We start from the raw sequence: 19,370 nt of genomic DNA, 5'->3' as shown, positions 1-19,370 counted from the left end.
TTTTTACTCCGCGTTGGCTGCCAGATCCCGCAGCACTTGCAGGGCACGGTCGGCGTCGGCCTGACCGACAAACAAATGGTCGTGGTAGTAGCCGGCAATCACGTTGCAGCTGATGCCGGCCTTGCCCAATGCCGTGGCGAACGCGGCGGTCAGGCCGACCGCTTGGAGGGCCGAATGCACGTTCAGGGTGATCCAGGCGGCGATGTAGTCGAAGCTCAATCCGGCTTTTTCGGCGAGGGAACGTTCGAGGATCACGGTCAAGCCTTCCTGTTCGCGGAAGCTGCCGACAATCTCCAGATCCGCAGGCAACTTGCCGTCGCGCAAGGTGCAGAACACGTATTCGCCGGCGTTAAGTTGCGGGCTCATGCTGCGCAGCAGCGTTGCCAATGAAGTTTCGCCAGCCATGTGGGTGATCCTTGTTCAAGAGTTCTTGCTGGTCATTGTCCTTGTGAAGGCTGTATAAGAAAAACCAATCTTGCTGATCGCTCATTAGGAAAACTGATGTTCGACTATAAATTGCTTTCTGCTTTGGCGGCCGTGGTCGAGCAGGCGGGTTTTGAACGGGCGGCCCAGGTGCTGGGCTTGTCGCAATCGGCGATTTCCCAGCGCATCAAGCTGCTGGAAGCACGGGTTGGCCAGCCAGTGCTCGTGCGGGCCACGCCACCAACGCCGACGGAAATCGGTCGGCGACTGCTTAACCATGTGCAGCAGGTGCGCTTGCTTGAACGGGATTTGCAAAGCCTGGTGCCGGCGCTGGATGAAGAGGGCCTGCCGGAACGCCTGCGGATCGCCCTGAACGCCGACAGCCTGGCCACCTGGTGGGCGCAGGCGGTGGGCGAGTTTTGCGCCGAGCAACATCTGTTGATGGATCTGGTGGTCGAAGACCAGACCGTCGGCCTCAAACGTATGCGCGCCGGTGAAGTGGCGGCCTGTGTCTGTGCCAGCGAACGCCCGGTGGCCGGCGCGCGCAGCGTGTTGCTGGGGGCCATGCGTTACCGGGCACTGGCCAGTCCGGCCTTTATTGCCCGGCATTTCCCGCAAGGCGTACGTGCTGATCAGTTGGCCCGTACCCCGGCGCTGGTGTTTGGCCCGGACGATTTCCTGCAGCACCGCTACCTTGCTTCCCTCGGCGTCGAGGGTGGTTTCGAACACCATTTATGTCCGTCCTCCGAAGGTTTCATTCGTCTGACGGAAGCTGGACTCGGCTGGGGGCTGGTGCCGGAACTGCAAGTGCGCGAGCAACTGCAAAGGGGCGTATTGCAGGAGTTGCTGCCAGATAAGCCGATCGATGTGCCGCTGTACTGGCATCATTGGCGCAATGGCGGCCAGTTGCTGGGGTTACTCACCGATCAATTGGTACGCGCGTCGAAACAATGGCTGGTGCCCTTGGAGCAGCCTTGAGCGTCAAGCTGCAAGTCGCAAGTGAAGCGCTTGCGCACTCGATTTAACTTGCAGCTCATGGCTTGAAGCTTGTAGCTGCATCTGTAGGAGCAATTCATGAAGATTCTGGTTACCGGCGCAAGCGGCTTCATTGGCGGGCGCTTTGCGCGTTTTGCCTTGGAGCAGGGCCTGGACGTGCGGGTCAACGGTCGCCGGGCCGAGAGTGTGGAGCATCTGGTACGCCGCGGAGCCGAGTTCATCCCGGGGGATTTGAGCGACCCGGAACTGGCGCGTGAGCTGTGTTCGGACGTCGAGGCCGTGGTGCATTGCGCCGGTGCCGTCGGTTTATGGGGACGTTATCAGGACTTCCATCAGGGCAACGTCCAGGTCACCGAGAACGTGGTCGAAGCCTGCCTCAAGCAACGGGTTCGGCGGCTGGTGCATCTGTCGTCGCCATCGATCTATTTCGATGGTCGCGATCACCTGGGCCTGACCGAAGAGCAGGTGCCCAAGCGTTTCAAACATCATTACGCCGCCACCAAGTACCTGGCCGAGCAAAAAGTCTTCGGTGCCCAGGAGTTCGGCCTCGAAACCCTGGCCCTGCGCCCGCGTTTCGTCACCGGGGCCGGCGACATGAGCATCTTCCCGCGCCTGTTGAACATGCAGCGCAAAGGGCGCCTGGCAATCATCGGCAACGGTTTGAACAAAGTGGATTTCACCAGCGTGCAAAACCTCAACGAGGCGTTGCTCAGTAGTTTGCTGGCCAGCGGTTCGGCGCTGGGCAAGGTCTACAACATCAGCAACGGCACGCCGGTGCCCTTGTGGGACGTGGTCAATTACGTCATGCGCAAGATGGAAGTCCCACAGGTCACCCGATACCGCGCCTACGGCCTGGCCTACAGCGTGGCGGCGCTCAACGAGGGGGTGTGCAAGTTGTGGCCGGGGCGTCCGGAGCCGACGCTGTCGCGGCTGGGCATGCAGGTCATGAAGAAAAATTTCACCCTGGACATCAGCCGCGCCCGGCATTATCTGGATTACGATCCCAAGGTCAGCCTCTGGACGGCTCTTGATGAGTTCTGTGGCTGGTGGAAGGCGCAGGATATTCGCTGATGAAGCTCAAACCGCGCCCCCATTTCTGAACCGGATACGGGCTTCGGGGTCAATGGTTGCGCCTGTGGGGTTATACTGCGCGGCATAAAGCCATTATGTGATTCATTAGGGTTGATTCAATGTCCATGCGAAACGATGCCAACGACGACTTCGACGATGTACCGAGCTTGCGTGCAGACGTTCTCGATGACGATTATCCGCCCACTGTCCGCTCGGTCGTGCATCCGCGCACGGCGCCGGTGGTGAAGGTCAAGGCGGCGAGCACCGGTCCGCTGTGGGCATTGGTCGGGGCGTTGTTCTTTGCGTTCGCGGGCCTGGCCTGGTGGAGCTTTCAGCAGATTTCCCTGATGGAACAGCAACTGGTGGCAACCCAGGAAAGTTTCGCCCGTATCAGCGAGGAAGCGGCCGGGCGCCTGCAGGATATTTCCGGCAAGGTGGTTGCCAGCCAGACCAGTGTCACCACCGACAGCGAAGCCCTGAAGCTGCAAATCCGCCAGCTGGAAAGCAAACTCCAGGACCAGAGCGCCCAGCAGCAAGGGGTTGCCGGCCAGGCCTCGGATCTGGACAAGCGACTGGCGCAAATGACCGCGCAAACCAGCGAAGTGGACAAGCGCCTGGTGCAGTTGACGGCTCAGGACAGCGAACATCAGGCGGCCAATACGCAGTTGCAGGCCGAGGTCAAAGCCTTGAGTGCTGAATTGGTCGCCCTGAAAAATGCGCCGTCCGACTCGGAGAAATTCGATGCACAGCTCAAGAGCCTGGGCGCCGATATCAGCGCGCTGAAGAAACAAGGCAACCCGAGCGCTGCCATCGAACGTCTCGAACAAGACATGATTGTGGTCAAGAGCGTGCAGGATAACCGTCCGGCCCCCGCACAGGGCTCGACCAACACTGCCGAATTCGATGCGTTCCGCAGCCAGGTCACCCGCAACATCAATACCCTCCAGGCGCAGATCCAGAACCTGCAGCAGCAACTGCGCGCCAAGCAGTAATCCGACCATTTGTGGCGAGGGGCTTTTGTGGCGAGGGGGCTTGCCCCCGTTCGGCTGCGCAGCAGTCGCAAAACAAGTAAACGCGGTGTGCCAGACCATCACCGGTCGCAGGTTTTAGCGCCGCTTCGCAGCGCAACGGGGGCAAGCCCCCTCGCCACAAAAGCCGCACGCTGCGTTTTCCTGAATATCCATACATCCCCCATTGCCGTCTACGCTCTTGAAACACCATCAGGAACGAGGGATGCGCAATGGGGTTTTTGCATAGGTTCGCCTTGCTGTGCGGCGTGTTTTTGTTGTGCCTGGGCCAGGCGCAAGCCGCCGGGACGGAAAAGGACGACAGCAAGGCGGCCATCGCCCTGCTGGAAAAAGCCCTGGCGTACTACCACGAGCATGGCGACAAGGCCTTTGCGGCGTTCAGCCGCCAGGGTGAGTTTGTCGACAAGGACCGTTATGTCTTCGTGCTCGACACCAAGGGCGTGATGCTTGCCAGCGGCGGGCCGTCGTCGGCGCTGATTGGCCGGGACGTGTCTGAAGTGCTTGGGCCGGACTTGCAGAAAACCTTCAAGGACGCCCTGAAAGTGCCAGAGGGCAATGGCATTCAGCAGGCGGAGTATCGCTGGCAGAACTGGAGCGACGGCAAGGTCGAGCGCAAGCATGTCTACTACCAGCGCATCGGCCAGCGGATTCTGGCGGTCGGTTATTACCTGCCCCGGGCTTCCGCCGAACAGGCCATGGCCCTGCTGAACAAAGCGGCAACCGATCTGGCCAAGGACGAGAAGGGCACCCTGACGGCGATCAATTCCCTCAAGGGCGGCTACCTGCAGGATGACCTGTATGTATTTGTCGTCGACCTGGACACCCGGCGTTACGTGGCCCACGGCACCAATCTGCGGCTGATCAATACCGACTTCAGCAAGATCGAGGATCCGGAAGGCAAACCGGTGGGCGAGCCGATTCTGGCGTTGATGGCCAAGCAGGATTACGGCGACTATGAATACCGCTGGAAAAACCCGGTGACCGGCAAGGTCGAGAACAAGCATGCCTATTTGAAGAAGGTTGGGCATTTCCTGGTGGCGGTCGGGTATTACAGCCCTTGAATGGTAGTGACTGTTAGTCCGCCTTCGCGAGCAAGCCCGCTCCCACAGTTGACCGCGTACCAATGAACAACCCGGTCTAATGTGGGAGCGGGCTTGCTCGCGAAGGCAGGCGACGCGGTCTGTCTAGCGAACCTTGTCCTCACGTCCACGCAACAACATGTTCGGCATGGCAATCGCTGCCGCCAACCCCAGCAACGACACCGCCGCACTGACCGTCAGCAAATGCCGGAACGTCAACAACAACTCGGCACGCAGGGCGTTTTGCGCGTCACCTGGCGCGGCGTTCAAGCCGTCCAGCAACACATTCCCCGAACTGCCTTCGGCAATCAGCGACGAGCCGGCCAGGTGCGCGAAGCTTGAATCCTGCAACAGCGCCAGCAGCAGCGCCGACATCAATGCCACGCCGACCGCGCCGCCCAGCGAACGGAACAGATTGGTGGTGCTGGTGGCCACGCCGATATCCCGCTGGTCCACCGAGTTCTGCGTACCGACCAATGACGTCGGGAACTGCATGCCGGAGGAAATCCCGCAGAGCAGCATGAACAGGCTGCTCACAACGAATGCCTGCGGTGGGCTGAACGCCATGCCGACAATCGCAATGGGCATCAGTGCAGCGCCGGTGAGGATCATCGGTTTGTAGCGCCCGGTCACGGAAGTGCGACGACCCGCGAAATACGCACCAATCGGCAAACCCATGGCCAGCGGCAGCAGGTGCAGGGCGGCGCTGTCCGCACCGGCGCCGGTCACGCTCTGAAAGCGTAATGGCATCAGCACGATCAGCGAGATGGACTGGAAACTGGTGAAGAAAATCGTGCACCAGCACAGGATCGCATTGCGGTTGGCGAACAGATGCATCGGCAGTAACGGCTCCCGCGCCCGCCGCTCATGGACGACGAACAGGCCCAGAAGGAGCACTGCACAAGCCAGCAGCGCCAGTACTTCGGCGCTGCGCCACGAATGGCCCTGGCCGACCTGGGTGATGCCCAGCAACAATGCTGTCAGCCCGATGATCATCAACACGGTGCCCAGGTAATCGATGACCGGTTTGCGTTGCGGAATCGGCAGGCCCACCAGCGTGCGACAGGCCACCAGCCAGGCGCCCAGGCCCAGCGGCAGGTTGATCAGGAACACCCAGCGCCAGGACAGGTATTCGGTCATGTAGCCGCCGAGCACCGGACCGGCCACGCTGGCCACTGCGTACATGCTGCTGAAATAGCCCTGATACCGCCCGCGTTCCCGTGGCGGCACGATGTCACCGATGATCGCCTGGCTCACCGAGATCATCCCGCCGGCCCCGATGCCCTGGAGAATCCGCGCCAGGACCAGTTGCTCCATGCTCTGCGCCATGCCGCAGAACACCGACGCCAGGGTGAACAGGCCCATGCCGAACAGCATCAGCTTGCGCCGGCCGTACAGGTCGCCCAGTTTGCCGTAGATCGGCACCGCCACGGTCATTGCCACCATGTAGCCGGAAATCACCCAGGCCAGCAGGCTGACATCCTTGAACTGCGCGGAAATGGCCGGCATCGAAACAGCGACGATGGTCTGGTCCAGCGCGCCGAGAAAGATCGCCAGCATCAGCGCGATCAGCACGCTGCGGATGGCGGGTTTGGCTGTTTCAGGCTGGTGGAGATTGGTCACGGGAAAACCTGCGGGCAGTGATTGACCCGCACGAGGCAAGGCGAGCGGGAATGCTCGCCAGTGTAAGTCGATAGCAAGCTATTCGATAGCCTCGTAGGGAAGTCCTACGTAGTTTTCTGCAATGGTCTTGCGACCCGCCTCGGAGCCGACAAAATACTCCAGCTCCGATTCGGCAATGCGTTGGCTGAAGGCATCGTGGTCATCGAAACGGTGCAGCATCGAAGTCATCCACCAGGAAAATCGCTCGGCCTTCCACACACGACGCAGACAGATCTCCGAGTATTTCTCGAGCAAATCAAAGCGATCTTCACGGTAAACCTTGACCAGGATGTTGAACAGCGTGCTCACGTCACTGGCCGCCAGGTTCAGGCCCTTGGCGCCGGTGGGCGGTACGATGTGCGCGGCATCGCCAACCAGGAACATGCGACCGTATTGCATCGGTTCGACCACGAAGCTGCGCAGTGGCGCGATGCTCTTTTCGATGGACGGGCCGGTGACCAGGCTGTCCGCCAGTTCTTGCGGCAATCGCGACTTGAGTTCGTCCCAGAAGCGCTGATCCGACCAGTTATCCACATGATCGCTGGTGGGCACTTGCAGGTAATAACGGGTGCGCGTCGGAGAGCGCATGCTGCACAGGGCAAAACCGCGCTCATGGCGGGCATAGACCAGTTCTTCGTGTACCGGTGGGGTATCGGCCAGAATCCCGAGCCAACCGAAGGGATAGATCCGTTCGAAGACTTTCAGGCTGTCGGTGGGAATCGATTGACGCGCCACCCCATGGAAGCCGTCGCAACCGGCGATGTAGCCGCAATCGAGTCGCCAGGTCTCACCGTCCTTCTCAAAAGTGACAAAGGGTTCATCGGTTTTCATGCCGTGGGGAACGACGTTGCTGGCTTGGTAAATCGTCTGCGCGCCGGCCTCCCGACGAGCGGCCATCAGGTCGCGGGTGACTTCGGTCTGGCCGTAGATCATCACGGTTTTGCCACCGGTCAGGGCGTGCAGATCGATGTGTATCCGGCGCCCGTCGAGGGCCAGTTCAAAGCCATCGTGAACCAGTCCCTCGGCGTCCATGCGCTGGCTCACGCCGGCCTGGCGCAACAGCTCTACCATGCCTTGTTCAAGCACGCCGGCGCGGATTCGGCCGAGTACATAGTCCGGGGTCTGGCGTTCGAGAATGACAGTGTCGATGCCGGCGTTATGCAGCAGTTGGCCGAGCAACAGGCCGGAAGGGCCGGCGCCAATGATGGCGACCTGGGTTTTCAGCGTTTTCATTGTTTTTATGACTCGCAAGCTTCACGCGACCAGGGCCGGTGAATGATTTTTATGGATCGAGTGCTTGCATTTTTCCCTTGCGGGTCTGTCAATTGAAGGTGAAAACTGAGCCGATAGCTGTACATTCTGCCAATCGGGGCGATTATCGCCCGTCATCTACTCCGAGACCTGGATTGAAGTGATGAACAAGCCTGACCTGCCTTCGATTCCGGTGTTCAAGCTCTACGGTGAAAGCCTGGACTGGCCGACCCCGGACTTGCTGCACTGTGAAACCATTTCCATACGCAGCCGCGAACATCATTGGCAAATCAAACCCCACCGCCACGCTGATTTGTGCCAGTTGCTCTTCGTATTCAAAGGTCAGGCAGAGCTTGAAATCGAAGGCAAGCGTACGCAACTGGTGGAACCGGCCATTCAGATCCTGCCACCGCTGTCGGTGCATGGCTTTCGCTTTTCCGAAGACGTGGAAGGCTTTGTCGTGACCCTGGCCGCGCCGTTGATCGCCCACTTGCAGATGCAACTGGGGCACTCGGTCAATGCCCTGGCCCAGTCCGAAAGTTACCCGGCAGGCAAGGACGCCGAGTACCTCAACAGCCTGTTCAGTGCCTTGCAGAACGAATACACCAGCCATCAACCGGCGCGGGAAATGCTCATGCATTCGCTGGTCAGTGTGATCGTGGTGTGGGTCAGCCGCCAGGTGATCCAGCGTCGCACCGCCATGGCGCGACCGCAGCGGGCCAGGGAATACCTGAACGGTTTTATTCAACTGGTGGAAGAAACCTATCGCCAGCACGTCAAGGTCGAGGACCTGGCGCACCGGCTGGGGATTTCCGTGTCCCACCTCAACGGCACCTGTCGCGAGTTGGCGGGGCAACCGGCGTTGCAGATCATGCATGAACGGCAATTGCTGGAGGCCAAGCGTTTGCTGACCTACACCAGCATGACCATTTATGAAATGTCCGACGTGTTGGGGTTTTCCGATCCGACCAACTTCACGCGTCTGTTCCGGCGTCGAGTGGGCATTTCGCCCAAGGCGTTCCGCGACCGCTTGAAGGCCGATCAGGACAACGAAGCCTGACCCCCTTCGTTACCGCAGGGCGTTGAGGGTGGCGTTGTGGGGAATGCAGCGCTCGAAGTTGCAGCTGGCGTATTCACGGGGCAGGTTGCGCAATTGCTCGACGCGCCAGGCGGCAGCGCCGTACAGCCCGAGCGTGACCGCGCAGGTGATGAAAATCGCGAGGTATCTTCTTGTTCTGATGTTCATGGCGTTGACCTCTGAACGAATACCTTTCGGTATTACTTTGAGCATAGGTCAGCGCCGGTGAGTTGCCAGCATAACGCGCCATTCAGAGCGCTTATGCGCTCCCCTTGTGGGAGCGGGCTTGCTCGCGAAAGCGGTATTTCGCGCGCAAAATCTACGTCGGATGTACCGACCTCTTCGCGAGCAAGCCCGCTCCCACATTTTTGCTCCGGTTACATCCCGATATCCCACTCCGGTTCTTCGGGGAATCTCACCACCAGAAAATCCAGCAAGCTGCGCAACGCCGCCGGCATGTGCTTGCGCGAGGCATATACCGCATACACGTTCATTTGCCGGGGTTCGGCTTTCGGTAACAGGCGAATCAATTCGCCGCTGTGAATGTGCACGCCGGCCTGATAGGTGGGCAGCATCGCCACGCCGGCACCGGCGATCGTGGCGCGCAACAGCGTGCTGGCCTCGTTGGCGCTGATGTTGCCCTGCACCGGTACTGAAACCTGCTCGCCGTCCTGCTCGAAATGCCAAAGGCTTTTGCCGAAGTAGGAATGGGTCAGGCAATTGTGCAGGTTCAGGTCCTCGACCCGTTGCGGCGCCGGATGTTCGCGCAAGTAAGCGGGGGAGGCGCAGATCACCGAGCGGCAAACCGTCAGGCGACGGGCAATCAGGTTCGGATCCAGTTCGTTGCTGGTGCGGATCGCCAGGTCGATACGTTCATCCACCAGGTTCACGGTGCGGTCGAGCATTTGCATGTCGATGCTGACGCCGGGGTAGCGCTTGACGTACGCGGCCATGGCATCGGCCAGTTGCGCCTGGCCGAAGGAGGTGCTGACGCTGATCCGCAACAGCCCGCGCGGTGCATCATCCGGTTCGCTGACGGCGGCTTGCATGTCGGTGGACAAGTCGAGCATTTGCCGGCAGCGCGGCAGGATTTCGTTGCCCGCGGCGGTCAGGCTCAACTTGCGCGTGGTGCGGTGCATCAGGCGCGCGCCGACCCAGTCTTCCAGTTCCGCCAGATAACGCGACACCACCGGTCGTGAAAGCTCCAGATGATCGGCGGCGGCCGACTGGCTGCCGAGGTCGACCACGGTGACGAACACGCGCATTGCTTGAAGACGATCCATGATTTGCCCGCTTTCAGAAACAAACTATGTTCAAGCATCGCATTTTTTGTACCGAGTCAGACAACTAAGCTCTGTTCCACTGTAGGAGCGAGCTGGCTCGCGATGGTCGTTAACGATGATGCGGGTTACCGCTTGAACGCGGCGTCTTCGAGTCCATCGCGAGCAAGCTCGCTCCTACAAAAGGGCAAAAGCCATTCGGAATATGGAGCAACAAATGATCGGTTTCACCACTTTCAAACGCGTATTACTGGCCAGCGCCGCCCTCGGTTTCGCCGCCCATGCAGCCGCCTCGAGCCTGACCCTGGATGTCTACAACCCCGGCGAAAAAGCCATCTTCCCGGTGACCTCGGTGCTGGTCAGCGGCGAGAAGGAAGCGATCCTGGTGGATGCGCAATTCGGCAAGTCTCAGGCCGGAGAGTTGGTGGAAAAAATCCGCGCCAGCGGCAAGCAACTGACCACCATCTACATCAGTCACGGTGATCCGGACTACTACTTCGGCCTCGACACCCTGACGGCCGCGTTCCCCAAGGCCAGGGTCCTCGCCTCGCAGCCGACCGTCGACCATATCAAGCAGACCGTCGACGGCAAACTGGCGTTCTGGGGCCCGAAAATGGGCGCCGATGTGCCGGCCAAAACCATCGTGCCGGACGTGCTCAAGGGCGACAGCCTGATTCTCGAAGGGCAGAAGTTGCAGGTGGTGGGGCTCGAGGGCCCGCAGCCGGATCGCAGCTTTGTGTGGATTCCGTCGATCAAGGCCGTGGTCGGTGGTGTCGTGGTCGCGCAAAACATTCACCTGTGGATGGCTGACACGCAAACTGCGCAGTCCCATGCCGATTGGTTGGCTACGCTGCATTCCATTGAAACCCTGAAACCACAGACTGTAGTGCCCGGTCATTACCTCGGTGAGGGCGACCGTTCACTGACCGCTGTGCAGTTCACTGCCGCTTACATCAAGGCCTTCGACGAAGAAACCGCCAAGGCCAAGGATTCTGCCGCGTTGATCGCCGCGATGAAAAAACGCTACCCGACCCTGGGTGATGAAAGCTCCCTGGAGCTGAGCGCCAAGGTCGCCAAGGGCGAGATGAAGTGGGGTGAATGAGTTTAAGGGCTAATGGGAATTCCTGTGGCGAGGGAGCTTGCCTGTGGCGAGGGGGCTTGCCCCCGTTGGAGTGCGAAGCACTCCCCGGCATTCCTTCAGTCACACCCTAAGCACAGGTTTTACGACTGCTGCGCAGCCGAACGGGGGCAAGCCCCCTCGCCACAATAGGCTGCGTTGCTTTTCAAGTTTGTTATCCACTGGAGAACGTCATGAGCAACATCGCAATCATCGGTGCCACCGGTCGTGCCGGTAGCCAACTGCTGGAAGAAGCCCTGCGTCGCGGTCACAGCGTTACCGCGATCGCCCGCAACACGGCAAAAATCGGTCAGCGTGCCGGTGTGATCGCGCGCAACGTCGATGCACTGGATGCCAGTGCCTTGCAGGTGGCCATCGAGGGGCACGACGTGGTCATCAGCGCGGCCCATTTCGCGACCTTGCCTGCCAGTGCCGTGATCGGGCCGGTGAAGCAGGCCGGAGTCAAGCGCTTGCTGGTAGTCGGCGGTGCGGGGTCGCTGTTGTTGCCTGATGGTACGCGGGTGATCGACAGCAAAGGTTTTCCGGATGCGTACAAGGCCGAAGCCAGTGCCGGAGCGGAGTTCCTAGCTAATCTGCGTCAGGAAAAGCAACTGGACTGGACCTTCCTGTCGCCATCGGCCGAATTTGTCGAGGGCGAACGCAGCGGGAAATTCCGCGTCGGCCAGGATGATTTGCTGGTGAGCAGCGAAGGGCGCAGCTGGATCACGTTCGCCGATTATGCGATTGCGCTGCTCGACGAAGTGGAAGCACCGAAGCATTCGCGGCAGCGGTATACAGTCGGTTACTGATCAACACCTGTAGGAGCTGGCTTGCCAGCGAAGACGGCATGCCTGACACACCGCATCGCCTGATTCGCCAGTTCAAGCCGGCTCCTACAAGGGCTTTTCAGCGACTCTGCGCCTGCTCCACCAACCACCCCATCAGTTCCCGCAACTTCGGCGATGGTCCGGGTTTTTCGGGGAACACCAGGTAATACGCCAGCCCCGTTGTGACCTTCAAATCGAATGGCATGACCAACCGCCCGGCGTTCAGGTCATCGCCAATCAGCGACCAATCGCCAATCGCCACCCCCGTTCCCTGGGACGCCATCGACATCGCCAGGTCCAGTGTTTCGAAATGCTGGCCCTTGCCGACATTGCTCAGATTCACTTCCGCGGCTTTCAACCAGGCCTTCCAGTCCCGTTCATCGCGGGTCGGGTGCAGCAGCAGGTGTTGTTGCAGATCGGCAGGCGTCTGCAGGGGCATGGGGCCTTCGAGCATGGGCCTGGAACACACCGGCGTGAGTTGTTCGTCGAAGAGTTTTTGCGACATCAATGAATCGTCCGGCGGTGTGCCGTACATCACCGCCGCATCGAACTGCTCGCGATGAAAATCCACGCCGTGCTTGACCGTGGTGGTCAGTTCCACCGGTACGTCCGGGCGCTCCCGTTGCCATTGCAACAGGCGCGGCAGCAACCAGCGCATGACGCAGGTCGGTGCCTTGAGTTGCAGGGTTTCGCGCTTCTCGCCGATCTGCTCCACCGCCTCGTCGATCAGGCCGAAAATCTGCTGCACCCGTGGCAGCCACTCCCGTCCTTCGGCCGTCAGGTCCAGGCCTCGGGCCTGGCGAATGAACAGCTCATAACCCAGATGATCTTCCAGCCCGGCGATCTGTCGGCTGACCGCGCCCTGGGTGATGTGCAGTTGTTCGGCAGCCCGGGTGAAGTTGCAGCACTGCGCGGTAATCAGAAAGGTGTGCAGCGCCGGCAGGGGAGGCAGTCGTTTCATTGGGATCCAAGGTATGACGTGAGGACATGGCTAGTATGACTTTTTATCCATTGTTGCGGCTACGTGTCGCCCGTTCCAATGAGGCCATTCCCGGGCCTGCGAATCCATCATAAACACAGCGCATGCCCGGCGTCTCAAACGAACAAGAAGGGCAAAGACATGGCGACGTGCGGCGAAGTATTGGTCAAGTTACTCGAAAACTACGGAGTCGAGCAGGTGTTCGGCATTCCCGGGGTGCATACCGTGGAGCTGTATCGCGGGCTGGCCCGTTCGAGCATCAACCACGTCACGCCGCGCCATGAACAAGGCGCCGGCTTCATGGCCGACGGCTATGCCCGCACCAGCGGCAAACCGGGTGTGTGCTTCATCATCACCGGCCCTGGCATGACCAACATCACCACCGCCATGGGGCAGGCCTACGCCGACTCGATCCCGATGCTGGTGATCTCCAGCGTGCAATCGCGCAGCCAGTTGGGCGGCGGTCGCGGCAAGCTGCATGAGCTGCCGAACCAGGGCGCACTGTGCGCCGGTGTCGCGGCGTTCTCCCACACCCTGATGTCGGCGTCGGAGTTGCCGGGCGTGTTGGCCCGCGCCTTTGCGTTGTTCCAGGCTGGCCGTCCGCGTCCGGTGCACATTGAAATTCCGCTGGATGTGTTGGTTGAAGACGCTGACGACTTGCTCGCCAGCCTGCCGGTCAACATCGACCGCGCCGGTGCTTCGCCGAGCGCCGTGTCGCGCATGACCGATTTGCTGGCTGGCGCCAAGCGTCCGCTGATCCTCGCCGGTGGCGGTGCCATCGATGCCGCTGCCGAACTGACTGCACTGGCCGAGCTGCTGGATGCGCCGGTAGCGCTGACCATCAATGCCAAGGGCATGCTTGCCTCCGGCCACCCGTTGCTGATCGGTTCGACCCAGAGCCTGGTCGCCACCCGTGCACTGGTCGCCGAGGCAGATGTGGTCCTGGCCATCGGCACCGAACTGGCCGAGACCGACTACGACGTGACTTTCGCCGGTGGCTTCGAGATTCCAGGCCAACTGCTGCGTGTCGACATCGACCCGGACCAGACCGTGCGCAACTACCCGCCCCACGTGGCGCTGGTGGCCGACTCGCGTAACGCTGCCCAGGCCTTGCTCAGCGCCCTGTCGCACAAATCCCTGGCCGAGCGCCGCAACGATTGGGGCCAGGTTCGTGCCGCTCGTCTGCGTGAAGACCTGGCTACTACCTGGGACGCACCGACCCTGGCCCAGACCCGATTCCTGGAAACCGTGTTGCACGAACTGCCGGATGCGGTGTTCGTCGGCGATTCGACCCAGCCTGTGTACACCGGCAACCTGACGTTCAACCCGGAGCGCCCGCGTCGCTGGTTCAACTCGTCCACCGGTTACGGCACCCTCGGTTACGCCTTGCCGGCGGCGATTGGTGCCTGGCTCGGCGGCAGCACTGAAAACGGTCAGCGCCCGCCAGTGGTGTGCCTGATCGGTGACGGCGGCCTGCAATTCACTTTGCCGGAACTGGCCAGCGCCGTTGAAGCGCGCACCCCGGTGATCGTGCTGCTGTGGAATAACCAGGGCTACGAAGAGATCAAGAAATACATGGTCAACCGCGCCATCGAGCCGGTCGGCGTGGACATCTACACCCCGGACTTCATCGGTGTGGCCAAGGCACTGGGTTGCGCTGCCGAAGCGATCGACAGTGTCGAGCAACTGCGCGGCGCATTGCGCGTGGCGGCGGATCGCCAAGGCCCGACCCTGATTGAAATCGATCAGGCCGAGTGGATGAAGGCGGTGTCGAAATGACTTTCCCGACGACTCTGGATGGCCTGTACATCAATGGCCAATGGTCGGCCGGTAACGAACACCTGCGGGTAATCAACCCGGCGACCGAAGCCCTGTTGACCACGGTCAATGGCGGCGATGAGCGCGCTGTTGATCAAGCGGTGGGCGCGGCGACCCAGGCGTTCGCCGACTGGTCGAAAACCACGGGTGCCGAGCGCGGCGCAATCCTGCGCAAAATCGCCGCTGGCGTGCAGGCCAATCGTGAAAAATTGATGCACCTGCAGTCGAGCAACAACGGCAAGCCGCAATTCGAAGCGGCGATCGACGTCGATGACGTGATCGCCACGTTCGAGTACTACGCCGGTCTGGCCGAAGGGCTGGATGCGAAACAGGACAGCGCAATTGAGCTGCCGACTGACGACTTCAGCGCTCGTTTGCGCCGTGAACCGTGCGGTGTGGTCGGGCTGATCGTGCCGTGGAACTTCCCGATGGTCACCACCGCGTGGAAACTCGCCCCGGCCCTGGCCGCCGGTTGCTGTGTGGTGCTCAAGCCCTCGGAAGTGACGCCACTGCCGGAGCTGGAATTGGCGGCAATCATTGCCGAAGCAGGCTTGCCCGCCGGTGTATTGAACGTAGTGTGCGGCACCGGGCTGGCCGTTGGCGCGCCACTGTCGGCTGACCCGCGTATCGCCAAAATTTCCTTCACCGGCAGCAACGCGGTGGGTGTGCAGGTCATGCAGCGCGCAGCAGAAACCGTCAAGGGCGTGAGCCTTGAACTGGGCGGCAAATCTTCGCTGTTGGTGCTGGCCGATGCCGATCTCGAGCTGGCGGTGGAAGTGGCTTGCGGCGGTGGTTTCTTCAACGCCGGGCAAATGTGTTCCGCCACCAGCCGCGTGCTGGTCGCCGATGAATTGGCCGATGAATTCCTGACCCGCGTGAAGGCTCGTGCCGAAGCGATTCGCGTGGCCGACCCGTTCGACCCGGATGTGGAAATGGGCGCACTGGTCAATCAGGCGCAATACCAGCGCGTGCTCGGCCACATCGATCGCGGCCTGAGCGCCGGCGCCAAGCTGGTTTGCGGCGGTAATCGTCCGGCCGATCTGCCACGCGGATATTTTTTGCAGCCGACAGTTTTCACCGAAGTGCCCCTCGACAGTGCGCTGTGGTGTGAGGAGATTTTCGGCCCAGTGATCTGCGTGCGCAGTTTCGCCTCCGAAGCCGAGGCGATTGCCTTGGCCAACGACAGTCAGTTTGGCCTGGTGGCCAGCGTGGTGACGCGCAATGCACAGACCGCTGACCGCGTCGCCAACGCTTTGCAGGCGGGGCTGGTGTGGATCAACGCGCCGCAGGTGATCTTCCCGCAGACCGCCTGGGGTGGATACAAGCAGAGCAGCATCGGCCGTGAATTGGGGCCGTGGGGCTTGCAGGCTTTCCAGGAAATCAAACACGTGATCCGGGCCGTCTGACGCCAATCTCTGTAGGAGCGAGCTTGCTCGCGATGGACGTAAACGATGACGCGGGCTGCCTGAAAGTACGCGGCGCCCGTGCACCCATCGCGAGCAAGCTCGCTCCTACATGAGGCATGCGCTGGCGTCATGGCTTCAATGAGTTTTTATCGATAGTCAGGTGTTTTACACGACCTCAGGATGAACTCACTGGTTCAACCAACCCCCCGAAAATAGAGGGGCCAACGCTGATCCAGTCGCGCGGATGCAACAAGTTTCGACCTGCCTCATACCTACAAAAACAAAGGGAGTCCGTAATGGGCGAGCATGATCTGAACAGACGTCAATTCATCAAGACCGTGGGCGTAGCCTCGGTGGCAGCAGCGGCGATGAGCATGCCGTTCATCAAGGCCAATGCCAGCGACACACGCTTTGCGGGCAAAACCCTGCGTTTGCTGACCTGGTCCGACGACACCGGCCTGGCTGCACTGCGCAACATCGCCGCAACCTTCGAAGACAAGTACGGCTGCAAGGTCATCGCTGACCGCACCGGCAGTACCTCGGAAATGGTTGCCAAGCTCAAGGCCGGCGGTGATCGTCCGCAGTACGACATCATCACCCTGGCCGGCGTCGGCGCCGAAGGTCTGGCCGCCGCCAACCTGCTGGAAAAACCCGACCTCAACCGCATTCCCAACCTGGTCGACGTACCGGAAAAATACCGCACCGGCGCCAATGGCCACGGTATCGGTTACCTGCTGTGGTGCAACAGCCTGGTCTACAGCACCCGCACCCAGAAAGAAGCTCCAACCAGCTACGCCTCGCTGTGGGACGCCGACGCGGCGCCGAACATCTTCCTGCCTCCGCCGAACTGGACCGAGGCCATGGACCTGATCATCATCGCCGCCAAACTGGCCGGTGGTGACGAGCACAACATCGAGCCGGGCTTCAAGAAACTCGCCGAGCTGAAAGATCGTGTGGTGACCCTGGGTGAAAACCCGAACCAGATCGCCGAGCTGTTCCGCACCGGTTCCCTGGACATGGGCGGTCTGTACGCACCCGCCTTCTTCCCGAAACAGATCCGCGATCCGGCCTACGGCCTGGGCGCCACCTTCGGCATGAAGGAAGGTTTCTACACCGACCTGATGCTGTCGGTGATGCCGAAGAATCGTCCTGGCGATACCGACATGGCCTACGCCTTCATCAACCACTCCCTGGACCCGCTGGTGCAGGGCAAGATGGCTGAAGACATCTACAACGGCCCGGTCAACGCCAAGGCGATCATCTCCGCCGAAGCACGCAAGAGCCCGTACATCCTCACGCCGGAGCAGATTGCCGAGAAGGCGATCATGCACGACAACGCCTTCCTGGCTACTGTGCATGACCAATGGATTCGTCGTTACACGGAAATCTTTTCTTCTTGATCGAGTGACTTACACAAGCCCGTAAAGCACCACAAATCAAATGTGGGAGCGGGCTTGCTCGCGAATGCAGTGTGACATTCAACATTGATGTCGGCTGACACGGCCTCTTCGCGAGCAAGCCCGCTCCCACATTGGACCTCGGTGTCGTCAGGTCTTGTGTCTGTCAGCTGCTTTCCATTGACGAGACCTTTGCTATGGAACACCAACCTCTGACCCATCCGGTGAGTGCCGCCCCCGTGCGCGCTGCTCAGGGTGTTTCACCCACGACGCGCGCCTGGCTTTTCCTCTCGCCGTCGATGCTGTTTCTTGGCGTATTGATTGCCGCAAGCCTCTTGGTACTGCGCATGAGCGTGGGCACCAAGGGCGCGGAATGGTCCGGGTTCAGCCTGGCCAGTTACGCCCAGTTGCTGGAACCCTATTACCTCAAATCCCTGATGCTGACCCTGCGCCTGGCGCTGATCAGCGCGGTGATCGCAGTGATCCTGGCGATCCCGGTGGCCTACACCATGTCGCGCCTGACCTCGCCGTTCGTGCGGCGGATCTTCCTTGCGGCCGTGTTGCTGCCGCTGCTGGTCAACCTGCTGCTGCAAAGCTACGGCTGGCTGGTGATCCTCGGTCCTGGTGGCATGCTCAACCAGACCTTGATGGGCCTGGGCCTGATCAAGCGCCCGATCATGCTGCTGTACAACCAGAACGGCGTGTTGATGGGCCTGGTGCAAACCGCCTTCCCGCTGGCTGTGTTGCCGATTGCCAGCGCCATGCGCGGCGTCGCTCGTAGCTATGAAGAGGCCGCGGCCACCCTCGGCGCCAGTCGCTTCCAGGTGTTCCGCCAGGTGGTCTTGCCGATGAGTCTGCCGGGGATCATTACCGGTGCGACCCTGGTGTTCGCCTACAACGCCAGCAGTTTCGTGGTGCCGTTGCTGCTCGGTGGCCGTCGCGTGCCGATGCTGGCGGTGATGGTGCATGACCAGATCGCCCCGCTGATGAACTGGCCCGCCGCATCCGCTGCCGGTGTGGTGCTGATCGTCACCACCCTCGCGATCATGACCCTGTCCGAATACATCACTGGCCGTCGTCGCCGCATGCTGGAGGCTTCGCAATGAGTACCCTGACCAAGAAGCGTTATGGGCTGTTGCCTGGCGAGACCGGCAAGTTTGCCGGGATCCTCTCGGGCTTCATCCTGCTGTTGGCGGTGTTGCCGATCCTGACCATGATCGTGATGTCGTTCAGCGGCGCGTCGAACCTCGACTTCCCGCCGAGCAGCTACAGCCTGCAATGGTACAAGGCCGCCTGGAACACCTTCGTGTCACCGGATTCCAGTGACGTCCTGAGCCTCGGCCAGGCCATGACCACCAGCCTGATGGTGTCGTGCCTGACCATGGTTTTCGCCACGATCATCGCGGTGCCGGCGGCCTACGCCCTGACCCGCTGCGAGTTCCGCGGCAAGGCCGTGGCGATGCAACTGATGTCGTTGCCACTGGTGTTCCCGATGGTGGTGTTGGGCCTGGCATTGCTGCTGGTGTTCGACAGCCTGCCGTTCCACATGACTACCTCGCGCCTGGTGATTGCCCACGTCATTCTGGCGTTGCCATTCGTGGTGAAAAACTGCACGGCGGCGATGCTCTCCATCGGAACTGAGGTCGAGGAGGCTGCGCAAATGCTCGGTGCTTCGCCGATGCGGGCGATTGTCGATGTGGTGGTGCCGTTGATGAAGTCGGGGATCCTGGCGGGCATGCTGCTGGCGTTCATCGTCTCGTTCAACGAATTCACCGTGACCTACTTCCTCTACACCATCGATGTGATGACCGTGCCGATCTGGATGTACAGCCGCACCGTGTCTTCGCTCGACCCAACCGTATTTTCGTTTGCCGTGCTGATCGTGCTGATCGACTTCGTCCTGATCTGGGCGCTGGAGAAGCTGGTTGGTGAAGGTGGCGTTTCGTTCTGATTTCTTG

Annotated in this window: 18 protein-coding genes; 12 read left to right on the top strand and 6 right to left on the bottom strand. The window is 60.9% G+C overall.

Going from position 1 to position 19,370, the window contains the following annotated elements; translation table 11 throughout:
* Positions 1 to 3: 3 nt before the first annotated feature.
* On the bottom strand, positions 4 to 405 hold the full coding sequence (locus QMK54_RS25190) for an ACT domain-containing protein (RefSeq protein WP_320401517.1): 402 nt from the start codon (positions 403 to 405) through the stop codon (positions 4 to 6).
* 96 nt (positions 406 to 501) lie between these two features.
* Here QMK54_RS25190 and QMK54_RS25185 point away from each other — a divergent pair, with 96 nt between their 5' ends.
* From QMK54_RS25185 to QMK54_RS25170, 4 genes are all read left to right on the top strand, one after another.
* Positions 502 to 1,401, top strand: coding sequence for a LysR family transcriptional regulator ArgP (locus QMK54_RS25185; protein WP_103396362.1), 900 nt, complete (start codon positions 502 to 504; stop codon positions 1,399 to 1,401).
* 96 nt (positions 1,402 to 1,497) lie between these two features.
* Positions 1,498 to 2,490, top strand: a complete 993-nt coding sequence (locus QMK54_RS25180) for an NAD(P)-dependent oxidoreductase (protein ID WP_320401516.1) — start codon at positions 1,498 to 1,500, stop codon at positions 2,488 to 2,490.
* Positions 2,491 to 2,609: 119 nt separating this feature from the next.
* The gene (locus QMK54_RS25175) at positions 2,610 to 3,482 is read left to right on the top strand and encodes an ATPase (protein ID WP_110660842.1); all 873 of its coding nucleotides are present in this window, start codon (positions 2,610 to 2,612) and stop codon (positions 3,480 to 3,482) included.
* 248 nt (positions 3,483 to 3,730) lie between these two features.
* Entirely contained in the window at positions 3,731 to 4,579 is an 849-nt protein-coding gene (locus tag QMK54_RS25170; protein ID WP_320401515.1) for a cache domain-containing protein, read from the top strand.
* Positions 4,580 to 4,702: 123 nt separating this feature from the next.
* On the opposite strand, the gene QMK54_RS25165 is transcribed toward QMK54_RS25170, so the two are convergent.
* Both QMK54_RS25165 and pobA read right to left on the bottom strand, forming a co-directional pair.
* Positions 4,703 to 6,220, bottom strand: a complete 1,518-nt coding sequence (locus QMK54_RS25165) for an MDR family MFS transporter (protein ID WP_110661617.1) — start codon at positions 6,218 to 6,220, stop codon at positions 4,703 to 4,705.
* Between the two features lie 78 nt (positions 6,221 to 6,298).
* Positions 6,299 to 7,483, bottom strand: coding sequence for a 4-hydroxybenzoate 3-monooxygenase (gene pobA, locus QMK54_RS25160; RefSeq protein ID WP_320402947.1), 1,185 nt, complete (start codon positions 7,481 to 7,483; stop codon positions 6,299 to 6,301).
* A gap of 190 nt (positions 7,484 to 7,673) precedes the next feature.
* Here pobA and QMK54_RS25155 point away from each other — a divergent pair, with 190 nt between their 5' ends.
* Complete coding sequence (locus tag QMK54_RS25155; protein WP_110661613.1) at positions 7,674 to 8,570, top strand: helix-turn-helix domain-containing protein; 897 nt, start codon at positions 7,674 to 7,676, stop codon at positions 8,568 to 8,570.
* Between the two features lie 9 nt (positions 8,571 to 8,579).
* On the opposite strand, the gene QMK54_RS25150 is transcribed toward QMK54_RS25155, so the two are convergent.
* Positions 8,580 to 8,756 carry a hypothetical protein gene (locus QMK54_RS25150; RefSeq protein WP_007986083.1) on the bottom strand — a complete coding sequence of 59 codons (177 nt, stop codon included), beginning with the start codon at positions 8,754 to 8,756 and terminating at the stop codon, positions 8,580 to 8,582.
* 209 nt (positions 8,757 to 8,965) lie between these two features.
* A complete protein-coding gene (locus QMK54_RS25145) occupies positions 8,966 to 9,871 on the bottom strand; it encodes a LysR family transcriptional regulator (RefSeq protein WP_206606793.1) in 906 nt (301 codons plus the stop codon).
* 214 nt (positions 9,872 to 10,085) lie between these two features.
* Between QMK54_RS25145 and QMK54_RS25140 the strand changes: the two genes are divergently transcribed.
* Entirely contained in the window at positions 10,086 to 10,970 is an 885-nt protein-coding gene (locus tag QMK54_RS25140; RefSeq protein ID WP_223596011.1) for an MBL fold metallo-hydrolase, read from the top strand.
* A gap of 209 nt (positions 10,971 to 11,179) precedes the next feature.
* Complete coding sequence (locus tag QMK54_RS25135) at positions 11,180 to 11,794, top strand: NAD(P)-dependent oxidoreductase (RefSeq protein ID WP_110662166.1); 615 nt, start codon at positions 11,180 to 11,182, stop codon at positions 11,792 to 11,794.
* 97 nt (positions 11,795 to 11,891) lie between these two features.
* Here QMK54_RS25135 and QMK54_RS25130 read toward each other — a convergent pair whose 3' ends face one another.
* Positions 11,892 to 12,773, bottom strand: coding sequence for a LysR substrate-binding domain-containing protein (locus tag QMK54_RS25130; RefSeq protein WP_110662167.1), 882 nt, complete (start codon positions 12,771 to 12,773; stop codon positions 11,892 to 11,894).
* 159 nt (positions 12,774 to 12,932) lie between these two features.
* Here QMK54_RS25130 and QMK54_RS25125 point away from each other — a divergent pair, with 159 nt between their 5' ends.
* The 5 genes from QMK54_RS25125 to QMK54_RS25105 all read left to right on the top strand — a co-directional run bounded on the left by QMK54_RS25125 (position 12,933) and on the right by QMK54_RS25105 (position 19,363).
* Entirely contained in the window at positions 12,933 to 14,570 is a 1,638-nt protein-coding gene (locus tag QMK54_RS25125) for a 5-guanidino-2-oxopentanoate decarboxylase (RefSeq protein ID WP_320401514.1), read from the top strand.
* Positions 14,567 to 16,015 carry an aldehyde dehydrogenase family protein gene (locus QMK54_RS25120; RefSeq protein WP_320401513.1) on the top strand — a complete coding sequence of 483 codons (1,449 nt, stop codon included), beginning with the start codon at positions 14,567 to 14,569 and terminating at the stop codon, positions 16,013 to 16,015. Before QMK54_RS25125 ends, QMK54_RS25120 begins: the two co-directional genes overlap by 4 nt.
* Before the next feature lie 296 nt (positions 16,016 to 16,311).
* A complete protein-coding gene (locus QMK54_RS25115) occupies positions 16,312 to 17,415 on the top strand; it encodes an extracellular solute-binding protein (RefSeq protein WP_095942819.1) in 1,104 nt (367 codons plus the stop codon).
* 194 nt (positions 17,416 to 17,609) lie between these two features.
* Complete coding sequence (locus QMK54_RS25110; RefSeq protein ID WP_103396376.1) at positions 17,610 to 18,518, top strand: ABC transporter permease; 909 nt, start codon at positions 17,610 to 17,612, stop codon at positions 18,516 to 18,518.
* Positions 18,515 to 19,363, top strand: coding sequence for an ABC transporter permease (locus tag QMK54_RS25105; protein WP_110661886.1), 849 nt, complete (start codon positions 18,515 to 18,517; stop codon positions 19,361 to 19,363). The genes QMK54_RS25110 and QMK54_RS25105 overlap by 4 nt, the downstream gene beginning before the upstream one ends.
* Positions 19,364 to 19,370 lie beyond the last annotated feature (7 nt).

The organism is Pseudomonas sp. P5_109 (assembly GCF_034009455.1).
Lineage (GTDB): Bacteria > Pseudomonadota > Gammaproteobacteria > Pseudomonadales > Pseudomonadaceae > Aquipseudomonas.
This window is presented reverse-complemented; position numbering and strand designations above follow the sequence as displayed.

What these genes read in the sequence shown, in the direction of transcription:
- QMK54_RS25125 (WP_320401514.1), top strand. Translation starts at nt 12,933, where the DNA reads ATGGCGACGTGCGGCGAAGTATTGGTCAAGTTACTCGAAAACTACGGA.
- QMK54_RS25110 (WP_103396376.1), top strand. Translation starts at nt 17,610, where the DNA reads ATGGAACACCAACCTCTGACCCATCCGGTGAGTGCCGCCCCCGTGCGC.
- QMK54_RS25150 (WP_007986083.1), bottom strand. Translation starts at nt 8,756, where the DNA reads ATGAACATCAGAACAAGAAGATACCTCGCGATTTTCATCACCTGCGCG.
- QMK54_RS25130 (WP_110662167.1), bottom strand. Translation starts at nt 12,773, where the DNA reads ATGAAACGACTGCCTCCCCTGCCGGCGCTGCACACCTTTCTGATTACC.
- QMK54_RS25180 (WP_320401516.1), top strand. Translation starts at nt 1,498, where the DNA reads ATGAAGATTCTGGTTACCGGCGCAAGCGGCTTCATTGGCGGGCGCTTT.
- QMK54_RS25155 (WP_110661613.1), top strand. Translation starts at nt 7,674, where the DNA reads ATGAACAAGCCTGACCTGCCTTCGATTCCGGTGTTCAAGCTCTACGGT.
- QMK54_RS25105 (WP_110661886.1), top strand. Translation starts at nt 18,515, where the DNA reads ATGAGTACCCTGACCAAGAAGCGTTATGGGCTGTTGCCTGGCGAGACC.
- QMK54_RS25170 (WP_320401515.1), top strand. Translation starts at nt 3,731, where the DNA reads ATGGGGTTTTTGCATAGGTTCGCCTTGCTGTGCGGCGTGTTTTTGTTG.
- QMK54_RS25120 (WP_320401513.1), top strand. Translation starts at nt 14,567, where the DNA reads ATGACTTTCCCGACGACTCTGGATGGCCTGTACATCAATGGCCAATGG.
- QMK54_RS25135 (WP_110662166.1), top strand. Translation starts at nt 11,180, where the DNA reads ATGAGCAACATCGCAATCATCGGTGCCACCGGTCGTGCCGGTAGCCAA.
- QMK54_RS25140 (WP_223596011.1), top strand. Translation starts at nt 10,086, where the DNA reads ATGATCGGTTTCACCACTTTCAAACGCGTATTACTGGCCAGCGCCGCC.
- QMK54_RS25175 (WP_110660842.1), top strand. Translation starts at nt 2,610, where the DNA reads ATGTCCATGCGAAACGATGCCAACGACGACTTCGACGATGTACCGAGC.
- QMK54_RS25145 (WP_206606793.1), bottom strand. Translation starts at nt 9,871, where the DNA reads ATGGATCGTCTTCAAGCAATGCGCGTGTTCGTCACCGTGGTCGACCTC.
- QMK54_RS25190 (WP_320401517.1), bottom strand. Translation starts at nt 405, where the DNA reads ATGGCTGGCGAAACTTCATTGGCAACGCTGCTGCGCAGCATGAGCCCG.
- QMK54_RS25115 (WP_095942819.1), top strand. Translation starts at nt 16,312, where the DNA reads ATGGGCGAGCATGATCTGAACAGACGTCAATTCATCAAGACCGTGGGC.
- QMK54_RS25185 (WP_103396362.1), top strand. Translation starts at nt 502, where the DNA reads ATGTTCGACTATAAATTGCTTTCTGCTTTGGCGGCCGTGGTCGAGCAG.